This is a genomic window from Phycisphaerales bacterium AB-hyl4 (genome assembly GCA_041821185.1).
In the GTDB taxonomy this organism is placed as follows: domain Bacteria; phylum Planctomycetota; class Phycisphaerae; order Phycisphaerales; family Phycisphaeraceae; genus Natronomicrosphaera; species Natronomicrosphaera hydrolytica.
In genome coordinates, this window is sequence record JBGUBD010000007.1 from 112,092 (window position 1) to 124,808 (window position 12,717).

Below are 12,717 nucleotides of genomic sequence, written 5' to 3' on the forward strand. Positions count from 1 at the left end.
GGATAAAGACCCTGACGACGGAGAATTGTCTTGGCTATTTTGTTGCCGGTGGAAGCGAAGAGCTGGCGTGGTCGGCTGATGTATGCCTCGGTGTTCGTGGCGTTGATCATCGGCAGCATCACGATGATCTATCCCTTTGCGATCATGGTCTCCGGCTCGCTGCGCAGCGAGATGGACGAGGCCGACATGGACCTGCTCCCGCGGTTCCTGATCAATGAGGACACACTTGCTCGCAAGTTCCTTGAGGTCAAGTACAACTACAACATCAACGAAGCCAACGAAGCGCGCGGTCGCCAGGACTTCAGCTTCCGCGTGGCTTCGCTGCCCGAGCAGGTCAGCGAGCAGCGTGTGGCGGACTTTCATCGTTTCTACGAAGCGGCGGACATGCCGATCCACTGGCAGAACCTCGGCGCGATGGAAGAGCACAACAAACGCATTTCCCAGCGGCTGCGTGAGTTTCGCGCGACGCTGCGCCAGCGGTATGAAGGCGATCTCGACGCGTTGAGCCGAGACCTCGGTGCGCCTTTGTCGAGTTGGTTGGTTCTGGACATGACCACGCCGGACTGGATGGACATGCGGTTCAATTTTGATCCGGTCCCGACGTATGAACTGTACTTTCAGATGCTCGAGGACGCGCCTGTCGCCGAGCGATGGGCGCTCTCGTTGAGCAGCCGATACCTGGCGATGGTGGTTTATCCCGAATACGGACGAACGACGACGGAGGTGTACAACGAGGCCCATTCTCGTCCTTTGGCGGACTATGGGGATTTCCGCCTGCCTTCCCGTATACCAGGCGATGATCAACCGCAAATGCGCGAGCATTGGAAGTACTTCGTCAGCCAGTTGCTCAATGCATCGTTCATCGTGTTGGACGATGTGGACGACGAGGTTTTTCGTGATTATTTGCGGGGCAACTACCAGTCGATCGAACAGCTGAATCGCGTATGGGGGACGCGGCATGCGGACTTTGATGACATTCAACTGCCGGACGGCCGAACGTGGCTGGTCGGTGGCCAGCGGGGCGACTACCGCGATTTTCTCGACGAGCAGCCTTACGAAAACAAGCGGCTGGTCGGGCCTGAATATGAATGGACGCAGTGGCTTCGTGACGAATATGGCTCGATCGAGGCGGTCAACCAGGCCCACGGGAGCAATCATGCTGACTTTTCCGACATTCGGATGCCCTGGCTGGAAGTGGAATATCAGTATGCCCTGGCTCACGCGGGGAGCCTTCGCTGGCAGTACGCGGTGCGGAACTTTGTGAACGTGTTTGATGAGTTGATCTTCCAGGGGCGAGCGTTTTTCAACACGGTGGTGTTTGTGTCGCTGGCGATCATGTTTTCGCTGCTGCTGAATCCGATGGCGGCGTATGCGATGAGCCGGTTCAAGCTGCCGGGCACGTTCAAGTTTCTGCTGATTCTGATGGCGACGATTTCGTTTCCGCCGATGGTGGCGTTCATTCCGCAGTTCATCGCGCTGCGCAACCTGGACCTGTTGAACACGTTTGTCGCGCTGTTGATGCCGACGCTGGTCAACGGGTATTTGATTTTCCTGCTGAAGGGCTTTTTCGACTCGCTGCCGCAGGAGTTGTATGAAGCGGCGAGCATCGACGGTGCGTCGGAAGTGCGGATGTTCTTCCAGATCACGATGAGCCTGAGTAAGCCGATCCTCGCGGTGGTGGCGTTGTCGGCGTTCAACCAGGCGTACATGATGTTCCTGTATGCGTTGATGGTGACGCCGGACGAGGAGATGTGGATTCTGTCGGTCTGGCTGTACCAGTACCAGCAGGAGGCGTCGACGGCGGCGGTGTTCGCGTCGGTGTTGATTGCGAGTATTCCGACGCTGGTGGTGTTCCTGGTTGTGCAGCGTACGATCATGCGTGGCATCGCTGTGCCTTCGGAGAAATAAGGTTGCCGAGGCTGATCGGACAGGGACACACCGGGTGCTCAGGCTCGCTACACTGGTAGAACTGTGAGTGCGCCCACGCCCCCGAGTCAGCCTGCCTGGACCGACCCCGACCTGGTGAACCCGCACGCCGTGCAGGACAAGGCCCGGCGGGTGGAGCGGATGTTCGCAGCCATCGCGCCCAGCTATGACCTGAACAATCGGCTGCACTCGATGTGGCGGGATCAGGCGTGGCGGCGGAAGACGGTGAAACTGGCGGACGTCAAGCCGAGGCAGGATGTCGTACTCGACGTGGCTTGCGGGACGGGGGACTTGGCGATGGCGTTCGCGGACGCGAAGGCGAAGCGCGTCGTGGGCGTGGATTTTACGTACAACATGCTGCGGATTGCGGATGTGAAGCGGGCGGGTGACGCTCGGCTGTCGTATCACGCGGGCGACGCGATGCGGCTGCCGGTGGCGGACGCGAGCGTGGACGTGGTGAGCATTGCGTTCGGCATTCGCAACGTGATGAACCCGGCGGCGGCGATGGCGGAGTTTTACCGTGTGCTTCGGCCGGGCGGACGGTTGATGGTGCTTGAATTTTCCGTACCGACCAACCCGTTGCTGCACACCGGCTACATGTTCTACTTCAAGCATGTGATGCCGCGCACTGCGGCGTTGATCGCTCGCGACCGCAGCGGCGCGTATCGTTACCTGCCGCAGAGTGTGAGCACGTTTATCGATCGGCCCGGCATGGTGAACCTTTACGACGGGGCGGGCTTCGAGCAGGTCACGCTTAAGGCGCTCACGTTCGGGATCGCGGTGTGTTACCGGGGGGTGAAGCCGCTTTAGGCATTACATCTTCGTCGGGCCGTGCAGCTTAAGCTGCACGGCCTTGAACTTGTTCGAATCGCATTGCAGTTGGGATAAAGAAGACTATGCCCATCGCCGCCTATCCGTTGACGTTTGAGCCGATCTACAAGGAAAAAGTGTGGGGTGGGCGATCGCTCGAACGCCTCGGCAGGACGCTGCCCGGCGGTGTTGACGCACGCATCGGCGAGTCGTGGGAACTGGCGGACCTGGGCACGACCTCAGCCTCGGGCGGCGGGGGCGGGGCGGCGCGATCCATCATCACCAACGGTCCGCTGGCCGGCCAATCGCTGCACGACGCGATCACCGGCGAGGCGCGTGCCCTGCTTGGCAATCTGCCGTTGAACGAGTTCGGCGAGTTTCCGTTGTTGCTGAAGTATCTCGACGCTCGACAGAGCCTCTCCGTGCAGGTGCACCCGAGCCCGGCTTACGCGGCGGAGCATGATGATGCGTTTCTCAAAAGTGAAGCGTGGTTCATCGTTGACGCCGACCCCGGTGCAGTGATCTACAAGGGGGTGCACGAAGGTGTCACACCCGAGCAACTGCGTGCCGCGCTTGAGGTGAACGACGACGAGGCAGTCGTGCCCTTACTCATCGAAACACCCGTGCGTCCGGGCGATTGTCATTACCTGCCCAGCGGGACGTGTCACGCGCTGGGCGCGGGCGTGCTGGTGGCAGAGGTGCAGACGCCCAGCGACACGACGTTTCGGGTGTACGACTGGGGCAGGATCGGGCGGGAACTGCATGTTGACCAGGCGTTGGCGTGTATCACGTTTGGCCCGCCGGAGTCGTGGAAGTATGAGAAGCTGTCGTTGCTGAACCACAACGGCACGTCGCGGACTCGGCTGGTGGTGTGCGAGTATTTCCGCATCGACCGCATTGAGGCCGGACCCGGCTTTGATGAGGAACTCAGCTACAACCAGCCGGCGGTGTGGATGGTGCTCGCTGGTGAGGCACGCCTGACTTGCGATGCGGCCGAGCCTGTGACGCTGACGTCGGGGCGGACGGTTTATATTCCGCCGGGGATGCCCAACGCCCGCTTGCATGTTACCGAACCGTTGGACTGGCTGGAGATCACGTTCCCACAGGCGACGTCGCAACGGTTGGCGTAGGGGGTAGGGCGTTCACAGGAGAACGGGGGCGCTTCTGCACCCCGAAGAGCGCGGTGCGAGCACCGCTGCTAAATGGTTGATATACCCAGCAAACCCAGGCTTTGTGTATGAGGCTGACGCCCACGGATTGAATCCGTGGGCGTCGAGCGCACACGGGATTCATGTCCAATCCGTTTCACGTCGGCAGCGCTGCGTCGGCTTCGATGAGGCCGGCGCGCCATTCCATGTATGCGTAAGGCAGCGCTTCGCGGTCGTGCAGTTCGCGCAGGTCGTTGAGGTATTGCTCGTAGAGTTCGTGCTGCCAGTGCTCCGTGCCGGTCTGACAGAAGAAGATACGGCAACCCAGGGGGCGGACGGCGTGGGTCGAGCATTTGCCGTCGACCTGATATCGGCAGGCGGCGGGCAGTTGCAGTTGTGGCAGCGAGAGGGGGCTGGCGGGCGGCGTTCGCGTGTTGGGGGATGGGGCGTGCTGGCGGAACCAGGCGATCTCAAGGCCGGTGACATAGAGGCGGTGGCCGAAGGCGTCGAAGTTGCAGCATCGGCCGCTGGTCCAGCAGGTGGGGCCGCGGCTGGCGATGTCGGCATCGAGGCGGGCGTAGAGGTCGCGGAGGGCGCGGTCGATATCGCGACGCGCGGCGGCGTCGTGCCAGGTCTGCCAGGGGGTGTCGGTGTGGGTGGTCATGCGGCGGTCGATCAGTCGGCTCGGCTGACTTCGTCGAGGACGTGCTCTTCGACATAGATGGGCACGTCGGTGGCGACGCCGATGGCGATCGCGTCGCTGGGGCGGGAGTCGATGTCGACGTTTTCGCCATCTTTTTCGAGCATGAGCCTTGCGTAGAAGGTGTGGTTTCGCAGGTCGTTGATGACGACGCGGTCGAGGCGGTAGCCGAGCTGTTCGATGATGTTGGCCAGCAGTTCGTGCGTCTGCGGGCGTGGTGGTGTTTCACCCATGAGTCGACGGTTGATCGCGGCCGCCTCGGTGAGGCCGATGACGATGGGGAAGGTACGTTCGCCATCGACCTCGCGCAACTCGACGATGTGCGTATCGTCGGTTTCGCGAATGAGGATGCGTGCCAGTTCAACGCGGACCGCCATGACGACTCCTTGCCTGCTGGTACGGCTTGCCCCGCTTGCCGGTTCATTGTCGCGTGAGGCGACGAAATGGCAAGGGCGATTGTGGCTGATTGTAGGCAGGTGGTGGGGGTTGGGAGCAGAGCGACTGAGGTCGCTCTGCCTTTGGAAGACGGCGGGGGGAAGTCAGGCTTTGCGTTTGATGAGGGCGTGGTAGCTGCCGTCGTGGTAGCTCAAGCCGAGGCCGACGGGGAGGGTCTGGTGCTCGTGGATGATTTCGCCGTTGATCTGCTTGGCGAGCCAGCGGGCCTGTTGGTTGTTCTCGGCGACGTCGAGGCTGCATGTGCTGTAGAGCACGTGGCCGAGGGGCGCGAGGGCAGGCAACGCGTCGCGGATGATGCGGCGTTGCAGTTCGAGCAGGTTGTTCATGGTCTTGCGCGTCAGGCGGTAGCGGGCCTCGGGGCGGCGGGCGAGTACGGCGGTGTTCGAGCAGGGCACGTCAAGCAGCAGCAGGTCGACCTGCTGCTGTTTGGCCTCGTCGATGGCCAGACGTTCGATGTTGGGCAGGCCCGCGGCGGCGTGGGTCAACTCGTCGAGGCGGTCGGGGTTGATGTCCGTGGCGAGAATCTTCGCGTCGGGATGCGCTGCGGCGAGTTGGCGGGTTTTCGTGCCACGGCCGGCGCAGTAGTCGAGAGCGGCGGTGAAGGCGATGTCGCGCACGGCAGTAACAGGCTCGGCGGACGCGGGGTCCTGCACGCGACGGTGGGGCGATGCGTCTAAAAAGGCGGTGAGTTCGTCGTGGGTCGACTGCCAGACGATGAAGCCGGGGCGGGCGTGAGGGGCCCACGGCGGGACGCTGGAGGCTTCGGGGGTGGCATCGGTGGGGGTGTTATCGGTGGCAAACCCGGGTTCGATGGCGACGATGGTGGGGGCGGGCTTGAGCGTGTGCAGGCAGAGCGTGGTGGCGGTGGGTGCGTCGAAACTGTCGAACCAGCGGCGGACGACGTGCTCGGGCATGTTGGTCGCCAGCGCGAGGTGAGCGGGGAGATCGGTGGCAGGGTCGGGGAAGACGTCGCGCTTGAGGGTGATGAAGCCTGGTGTGTCGGCCCCGTTGGGGGGGGCATCGCCCGGCTTGCGGTCGGTGTAGTGGGGGATGCTGTTGGCGGCGGGCTGCCAGGGGGTGTCGCTGCGGTTGGTGACGAGGCGGGCGGTGTTGCGCAGCACGCCGTTGACCATTGCGGCGGCTTGGGGGCGGACGAGGCGGCGGGCGAGTTGGACCATTTCGTCAACGACGGCATAGCTGGGCAGTCGATCCATGAACAGCAGTTGGGCTGCGCCGGCGAGCAGCACGGCCCGCATGGTCGGCTGAAGCCGCCACATCGGTTGCTTGACGAATCGGCTGACGACGTGTTCGAGGGTCAGCCAGCGGCGGAGGGTGGTGCGATGGATGGCGACAGCGAGCGCGGCCTCGGCGGAGGTGAGGCCGACGGTGTCGAGGGTTTGTGGCGGCAGGTCGGGGAAACGTTGCGCGGCGTCGGCGAGGGCGCGGGTGGCGATCTCGCGAGCCGAGCGTGCTTTCGTTCGCTCAGCTTTGCTCATGCGGCTCGTTCTGGTGTTTCGGCTCGCCGTCGGCGGCTTGGTTTTCGGTGGATTCGCCGCCGCCGAGGGCTTTGCGTGTTTCGTCGATGAGCTGATCCACCTTGAAGGGTTTGAACAGCACGCTGGAGAGGCCTTCCTGGCTGGCGCGGACGATGGAGTGGTGCGGGTCGTAGCCGAAGCCGGTCATGAGGATGACGGGCAGGTGATCGTTGTGTCGGTGCGCGGCGGCGAAGATTTCGTAGCCGTTGCGGTAGGGCATTTTGATGTCGGAGATGACGAGGTCGAACTCGTCCTGTTCGAGGAGGGTGCAGGCTTCGTAGCCGTCTTTGGCGACCTGGACGTGGCAGCCGTGCTTCCGGAGGACGTCTGCGACGGTGGCGCGCATGTGCGGTTCGTCGTCTGCGACGAGGATGCGTTTGTCCTGAAGCAGCGGGTCGACCTGCTTCTGTTTGAGTTTGTTTTTGCCGAGGATGGTTTTGGGGCCGGCGGCGACATCGCGGATGGCGTGGCGGATGGCTTCGACGTTTTCGACGATGCGGTTGAGTCGGCCGCGCATGGTGTCGTCGCCGATGTATTCCTCGATGAGGGTTTGTGCATCGGTGACGATGTCGTTCATCGGCTGGGCCATTTCCTGCACGACGGAGTCGGTGATCTGGCCGGAGGTTGTGTAGCGTTCGACGACGAGCAGGTCGAGGATGTTCAGGGCGAGGGCGACCGATCGGCCGAAGATCTCGGCGAACTGTCGGTCGTCTTCGTTGAACGCGCCGACCTGGTCGCTTTCGACGTTGTAGACGCCGACGACCTTGTCGAAGAGCATCAGCGGGACGGTGAGCGAGCTTTTGGAGTGTTGGAGGCCGGGGACGTAGCGGGGGTCTTTTTCGGTGTCGTGGCAGATGTAGCTTCGGCCGGTGGCGGCGACATAGCCGGAGATGCCGTTGCCTTCGGGCTGTGCGTAGAGGTCGATTTCGAGGGCTTCGGGGGGGAGGCCCTCGGCGATGACGACTTCGAGGCGGTTGGTGCGTTTGTCGACGAGGCGGATGGCGAAGTGGTCGAAGTGCATCAGGTCTTTGCTGTAGCGGATGATTTTATCCTGCAACAGCTTGAGACGTTCGCTGGGCGTGAGCTTGAGGACGGCCTCGGAGTCGATGGTGGCCAATTCGCGGCCGGCGGAGTCGATGGCGTCGATTTTACTTTGGAGGCGTTTGCCGCTGGTGGCGTCCCAGACGACGCCGACGACTTGCTGGACCTGGCCTTCGTCGCTGACGACGGGCGAGCAGATCATTTCGAAATAGCGGGCCTCGACCTGGAAGGTGAATTTCTTGGAGCGGGGTGGGGCGGTGTCGCTGATCGGGCCGGACTGTGCGGTGAAGATGGAGAGGGCTTGCGAGCAGATGCGTCGGACGTGTTCGAAGACTTCGGGGGTGAAGCCGCGCATGCGTTTGTTGGACCAGCTGCATCGGCCGTCGGCGTCGACGATGAGCACGCCTTCGCCGATGGTGTTGAGGATGAGGCTGCTCTTGCCGCCGACGAGTCCGCGCTCGAGCGGGAGGAAGTCGCCCACGTCGGCGAAGACGGCGTGGTAGTCTTCGCTGCGCAGGGCGGCGAGGGCTTCTTCGAGGCGTTCGTACACATCGACGCGGAACTGGTCGCCCAGGCACGCGGGGATGGAGTGGTCTCTCGCCACTTTGCCAGCAAAGACCAGCACACGTGGTCGTGTGTCCATGTTCATTGCCTATCCTTGCTGCCGAGTGAGGGGTCGCTCGCACGAGCCGACCCGTCGGCGTTTATTGGTTTCATCTCAAGCCCCGCCTGACCGATTGGCCGAGCTTTCAGGCCCGGGCAACGGGACGCCCCTTGAGACTATCATCGGGCGAGCACCTATCTTTTGTGAATTGTACGTTACGGTTAAGCCTCCGTTCGAGTCGCGGCGCGAGATTTCTTGCATCGGACGATGAAAAACGTTGTGGCGGTATCGCTGCGAGCGAATGGGGTGGGGAGCCAGGGCGAAAGAAAATCAGAACTTTCGACTGAGCACGGCGTCGGCCATTTCCAGCAGGAGGGTGCGGGCGGGAGACTCGGGCAGGTGTTCGCTGATCTGGGCCTTGGCGCTGGCGACCAGCTCGGCGGCCCGCTGGCGGGCGAATTCGACCGAGCCGTCGGCGTTGAGGCGATCACGGAGCAGCTTGGCTTGTTTGTCGCGGACGGCCGGGTCGAGGGAGCGGTCTCGCTGGGCTTCGAGCAGCTCGCGCATCGCCTCGCGGTTGGTGTCGTCCAGCGAGGCGAGGTGGTGGATGAGCGGGAGGGTGAGCTTGCCCTTTTCCAGGTCGCGGTTGAGCGTTTTGCCGACGGTTCGTTCGTCGCCGGTGAGGTCGAGCACGTCGTCGACGATCTGGAAGGCGACGCCGAGCTTTTCGCCGTAGTGGTAGAGGGCGTCCGTGGTGGCGGGCGGGGTGTTGTTGAGCACGGCGGCGAGGCGGCAGCTTACGCCGCAGAGGCTGGCGGTCTTGCGGCGGATGATCTCGAAGTAGGTCCGCTCGTCGAGGTCGGCGTTGTTGCGGTTGGCCAGTTGGAGCAGTTCGCCTTCGCAGACGGTGTTGGTGGCGTGGGCGATGGCGCGGCTGATCTCGGCGTCGCCGAGCGACGAGCAGAGGTGGTAGGCGTGGCTGATGAGGTAGTCGCCGAGCATGACGGCGGCCTCGTTGCCGGCGAGGTGGTTGATGGTCGCGCCCCGCCGACGCAGCTCCGCCTCGTCGAGGATGTCGTCGTGGACGAGGGTGGCCATGTGCACCATTTCGAGCACGGTGGCGACGATGCGGTGGCCCGGGCGGGTGGTGGGTTCGGTCGGCTGGTCGGGGTGGCTGGCGAGGGCGGAGACGAGCACGAGGGTGGGTCGCAGCATTTTGCCGCGATAGCGTTCGACATGCTCGACGAGTTCGTTGACGCAGTCCAGGTCAGACCGCAGTTCGGCGGCAAAGCGGGCCTCGACGTCGGCCAGGTCGGCCGTGAGACGTTCGTGAATTGCATTGTCGCGCTTAGCCAGCACCAGCATCGTGGGCACCTCGAGAAGGAGCAGGTCACCGATTGTAGTGATTCTTGGCCGCTTTGGGCAGAGGCGGGGAAAGGGAGGTTTGTGGTTTCTCGTTTCGGGTTTCCGGTTGAGGCGAATTAATGATTTCTAATTGCTAATCGCTGATTGCTGATTGGATGGGCGCGGCTCCTCGATCAGTAATCAGCGATTAGCAATTAGAAATTCGCGAAGTTGCATTCAGCAAGGGGGGCATTACCATGATCTACTTGACACTCATTCTCAATATCCGCCCCGTTCCGGTGGTGAGGGGTGGCTGGAGCAGAGGTATGTGGGCGAAGCATCGGATGTGGTTGGCGGTCGCTGCTGCGGCAATTGTGCTGGGCGGGGCGGTGGTGTGGCTGCTGCCGCGCGGCGAGGGGTCGAGCGTGGAGCAGCTGGTGCTCTACTCGGGGCGGTCGCGGAGCCTGGTGCAGCCGATGATTCGGCAGTTTGAGCAGGAGACGGGCATTCGGGTGCGCGTGCGGTACGGGGAGTCGTCGCAGTTGGCGACCACGCTGCGCGAGGAGGGGCGTCGTAGCCCGGCGGACGTGTTCTGGTCGCAGGATGCGGGGACGTTGGGTGCGCTGGTACGGGCGGAACGGTTCGAAGCGCTGCCGGAGTCGCTGGTGGCGGACGTGCCGATGGTTTATCGAAGCGCGGATCGCTATTGGGTGGGCACATCGGGGCGGGCGAGGGTGCTGGCGTATTCGCCGGAGCGGGTGTCGTCGGAGGAGCTGCCGACGAGCGTGTTTGATCTTGCGGATCGGCGGTATCGCGGGCGGGTGGCGTGGGCACCGACGAACGCGTCGTTTCAGGCGTTTGTGCTGGCGATGCGTCGCGTGCACGGCGACGACGTGGCCCGGCAGTGGCTGACGGACCTGCGGGCCAATGGCGCCCGGGCGTACGCGAACAACACGGCGATCGTGCAGGGCATCGCGGCGGGCGAGGTCGATTTCGGACTGACGAACCATTACTACCTGCTGCGTTTCCGCGATACACACGCGGACTACCCGGTCGAGCAGACGGCGTTCGAGGCGGGCGACGTAGCCAACCTCGTGCTGACCTCGGGCGCGGGCGTGCTGGCGGGGGCGCGTAATCGGGAGGCGGCGGAGCGGTTTGTCGCGTTTTTGCTTTCGCAGTCGACGCAGCGATATTTCGTGACGGAGACTTTCGAATATCCTGTGGTTGACGGGGTGGAATTGCCCAGCGACGGGCCGATCGACCCGGCCAGGCAGCGGGAACTGGCGCCGGTGATGGAACTTGACGCGCTGGACGATCTGGAGGGAACGCTGCGGCTGTTCCGCGAGGTGGGGTTGTTGTGATGTTGGACTTTGGGTTTCGAATTTCGAACTCGCAGAGCGCGGTTTCGGGGCGTTCTGTAAGCTTGTGCCTGCGATGACTGATGTGGCTGACATTTCCGCGGACTCGGAATCCGAAATTCGCCATCCAAAATTCCGCGCCGCGCGTCCGCCGTGGTATCTGGTGACGCCGGTGGTGATTTGTGCTGCCGGCGTGGCGCTGCCGTTGGTGTACCTGGGGGTGCGGGCGCTGGACGCGGACGCGGCGGGGCTGCGGGAGGTGCTGCTTCGCTGGCGAAACCTGGCGCTGCTGGGCAATACGCTGCTGCTGACGTTGGGCGTGCTGCTGGCGACGGTGGCGATGGCGTTGCCTGCGGCGTGGCTGACGGTGCGGACCGACCTGCCGGGGCGGCGGTTTTTCACGCTTGCGCTGGTGCTGCCGTTGGCCATCCCGGGCTACCTGATGGCGTACGCGCTGCTGGCGGTCGGCGGTCAGTATGGGGCGGCGGCGCAATTGCTGGGCGTCGAACTGCCTCGGCTGTCGGGCTACTGGGGGGCGCTGGTGGCGTTGAGCTTTTACAACTTCCCCTACATGCTGCTGAACCTGCGGGCCGCGCTGAACGGGTTGGACCCGGGGATGGAGGAGGTGGCGCAGTCGCTGGGGCATCGGCCGATGAGCGTGTTTTTCCGCGTGATCGTGCCGCAGCTTCGGCCGGCGCTGGTGGCGGGGGGCCTGATCGTGGCGTTGCACGTGCTGGGGGATTTCGCGGTGGTGAGCCTGCTGGGTTACGAGACGTTCAGCTATGCGCTCTACCTGGAGTACAAGACCAGCGCGTATGTCACGTCGTACGCGGCGTGGCTGGCGTTGATGATGCTGACGCTGGCGGGGATGTACGTGGCGATCGAGTTGGGCGTGCTTCGCGGGCTGCGGCTGCACCGGGCGGGGGCGGGCATGGCCCGGCGGCGGCGGATGGCCCGGCTGGGCGGGTGGCGGTGGCCGGCGGCAGGGGGGCTGGTGCTGCTGCTGCTGGCGGCGGTGGGCGTGCCGGTGACGACGATCAGCTACTGGGCGACGCAGGCGAACTACACTTTTTTGCAGCATGACCTCTGGGACGCGGTGATGGACTCGCTTTGGGCGGCGACGCCGGCGGCGGTGCTGGCGACCCTGCTGGCGATGCCGGTGGCGTACCTGGCGAGGCGGTATCCGGGCAAGCGGTCGACGGGGCTGGAGCGGTTGAGCTATTTGGGGTATGCGACGCCGTCGCTGGCGTTTGCGATGGGGCTGCTGGTGGTGGGGCTGTATCTGCTGCCGGACGCGGCGTATCAATGGCTGTACCACCTGCCGACGCCGGCGTATGGGCTGGAGATGCTGGGCGTGGGGCTGAGCGAGGCGTGGTACGATCGGCTGGACCGGGCGCTGCCGCTGGTGTTGATTTATGCTTTGGGGCTGCATTTTCTCGCCGAGGCGGTCGGGCCGATCCGTTCGAGCCTGTACCAGGCGACGCCCCGGCTGGAGGAGGCGTCGCGGTCGTTGGGGCATGGGCAGATCGCGACGTTCTTCCGCGTGACGCTGCCGCTGCTTCGGCCGGGGCTGGTGGTGAGCCTGGCGCTGGTGTTCCTGTCGGTGATGAAGGAACTGCCGCTGACGTTTTTGCTCTCGCCGTTGGGCTTCGGCACGCTGGCGACGAACTTGTGGAGCTATACGGAAGAGGCGATGTTCGCGGAGGCGGCGCCGTTTGCGCTGCTGATCCTGCTGCTGGCAGCGATGTTTGTGGGGGTGCTGCTGGCGAATGAAGGCAGGAAGAATTAGTCTCAA

General features: G+C 63.8%; 10 protein-coding genes. 5 read left to right on the forward strand and 5 right to left on the reverse strand.

What is annotated here, in order from left to right:
• The first annotated feature begins 30 nt into the window (after positions 1–30).
• The 3 genes from ACERK3_12785 (at position 31) to ACERK3_12795 (ending at position 3,866) form a co-directional block, all read left to right on the forward strand.
• Positions 31–1,908 (forward strand): ABC transporter permease subunit, encoded by a 1,878-nt coding sequence (locus ACERK3_12785; GenBank protein MFA9479160.1) that lies wholly within the window; start codon positions 31–33, stop codon positions 1,906–1,908.
• Between the two features lie 63 nt (positions 1,909–1,971).
• Positions 1,972–2,736, forward strand: a complete 765-nt coding sequence (gene ubiE, locus ACERK3_12790; GenBank protein ID MFA9479161.1) for a bifunctional demethylmenaquinone methyltransferase/2-methoxy-6-polyprenyl-1,4-benzoquinol methylase UbiE — start codon at positions 1,972–1,974, stop codon at positions 2,734–2,736.
• An 86-nt stretch (positions 2,737–2,822) separates the two neighbouring features.
• Complete coding sequence (locus ACERK3_12795) at positions 2,823–3,866, forward strand: type I phosphomannose isomerase catalytic subunit (protein MFA9479162.1); 1,044 nt, start codon at positions 2,823–2,825, stop codon at positions 3,864–3,866.
• Positions 3,867–4,041: 175 nt separating this feature from the next.
• On the opposite strand, the gene ACERK3_12800 is transcribed toward ACERK3_12795, so the two are convergent.
• From ACERK3_12800 to ACERK3_12820, 5 genes are all read right to left on the reverse strand, one after another.
• On the reverse strand, positions 4,042–4,548 hold the full coding sequence (locus tag ACERK3_12800; protein ID MFA9479163.1) for a hypothetical protein: 507 nt from the start codon (positions 4,546–4,548) through the stop codon (positions 4,042–4,044).
• A gap of 11 nt (positions 4,549–4,559) precedes the next feature.
• A complete protein-coding gene (locus tag ACERK3_12805) occupies positions 4,560–4,961 on the reverse strand; it encodes a bifunctional nuclease family protein (protein MFA9479164.1) in 402 nt (133 codons plus the stop codon).
• A gap of 162 nt (positions 4,962–5,123) precedes the next feature.
• Positions 5,124–6,536 carry a transcription antitermination factor NusB gene (locus ACERK3_12810; GenBank protein ID MFA9479165.1) on the reverse strand — a complete coding sequence of 471 codons (1,413 nt, stop codon included), beginning with the start codon at positions 6,534–6,536 and terminating at the stop codon, positions 5,124–5,126.
• Positions 6,523–8,259, reverse strand: a complete 1,737-nt coding sequence (locus tag ACERK3_12815) for a response regulator (protein MFA9479166.1) — start codon at positions 8,257–8,259, stop codon at positions 6,523–6,525. The genes ACERK3_12810 and ACERK3_12815 overlap by 14 nt, the downstream gene beginning before the upstream one ends.
• A 291-nt stretch (positions 8,260–8,550) precedes the next feature.
• Complete coding sequence (locus ACERK3_12820) at positions 8,551–9,585, reverse strand: polyprenyl synthetase family protein (protein ID MFA9479167.1); 1,035 nt, start codon at positions 9,583–9,585, stop codon at positions 8,551–8,553.
• A 236-nt stretch (positions 9,586–9,821) separates the two neighbouring features.
• Here ACERK3_12820 and ACERK3_12825 point away from each other — a divergent pair, with 236 nt between their 5' ends.
• Both ACERK3_12825 and ACERK3_12830 read left to right on the forward strand, forming a co-directional pair.
• Positions 9,822–10,925: an iron ABC transporter substrate-binding protein gene (locus ACERK3_12825; protein MFA9479168.1), complete on the forward strand. Its 1,104-nt coding sequence runs from the start codon at positions 9,822–9,824 to the stop codon at positions 10,923–10,925.
• Between the two features lie 82 nt (positions 10,926–11,007).
• Positions 11,008–12,711, forward strand: coding sequence for an ABC transporter permease (locus tag ACERK3_12830; protein ID MFA9479169.1), 1,704 nt, complete (start codon positions 11,008–11,010; stop codon positions 12,709–12,711).
• Positions 12,712–12,717: the final 6 nt, after the last annotated feature.

Coding starts and splice junctions, on each gene's coding strand:
- ACERK3_12805 (MFA9479164.1), bottom strand. CDS start 4,961: ATGGCGGTCCGCGTTGAACTGGCACGCATCCTCATTCGCGAAACCGAC.
- ACERK3_12820 (MFA9479167.1), bottom strand. CDS start 9,585: ATGCTGGTGCTGGCTAAGCGCGACAATGCAATTCACGAACGTCTCACG.
- ACERK3_12795 (MFA9479162.1), top strand. CDS start 2,823: ATGCCCATCGCCGCCTATCCGTTGACGTTTGAGCCGATCTACAAGGAA.
- ACERK3_12825 (MFA9479168.1), top strand. CDS start 9,822: ATGATCTACTTGACACTCATTCTCAATATCCGCCCCGTTCCGGTGGTG.
- ACERK3_12815 (MFA9479166.1), bottom strand. CDS start 8,259: ATGGACACACGACCACGTGTGCTGGTCTTTGCTGGCAAAGTGGCGAGA.
- ACERK3_12800 (MFA9479163.1), bottom strand. CDS start 4,548: ATGACCACCCACACCGACACCCCCTGGCAGACCTGGCACGACGCCGCC.
- ACERK3_12810 (MFA9479165.1), bottom strand. CDS start 6,536: ATGAGCAAAGCTGAGCGAACGAAAGCACGCTCGGCTCGCGAGATCGCC.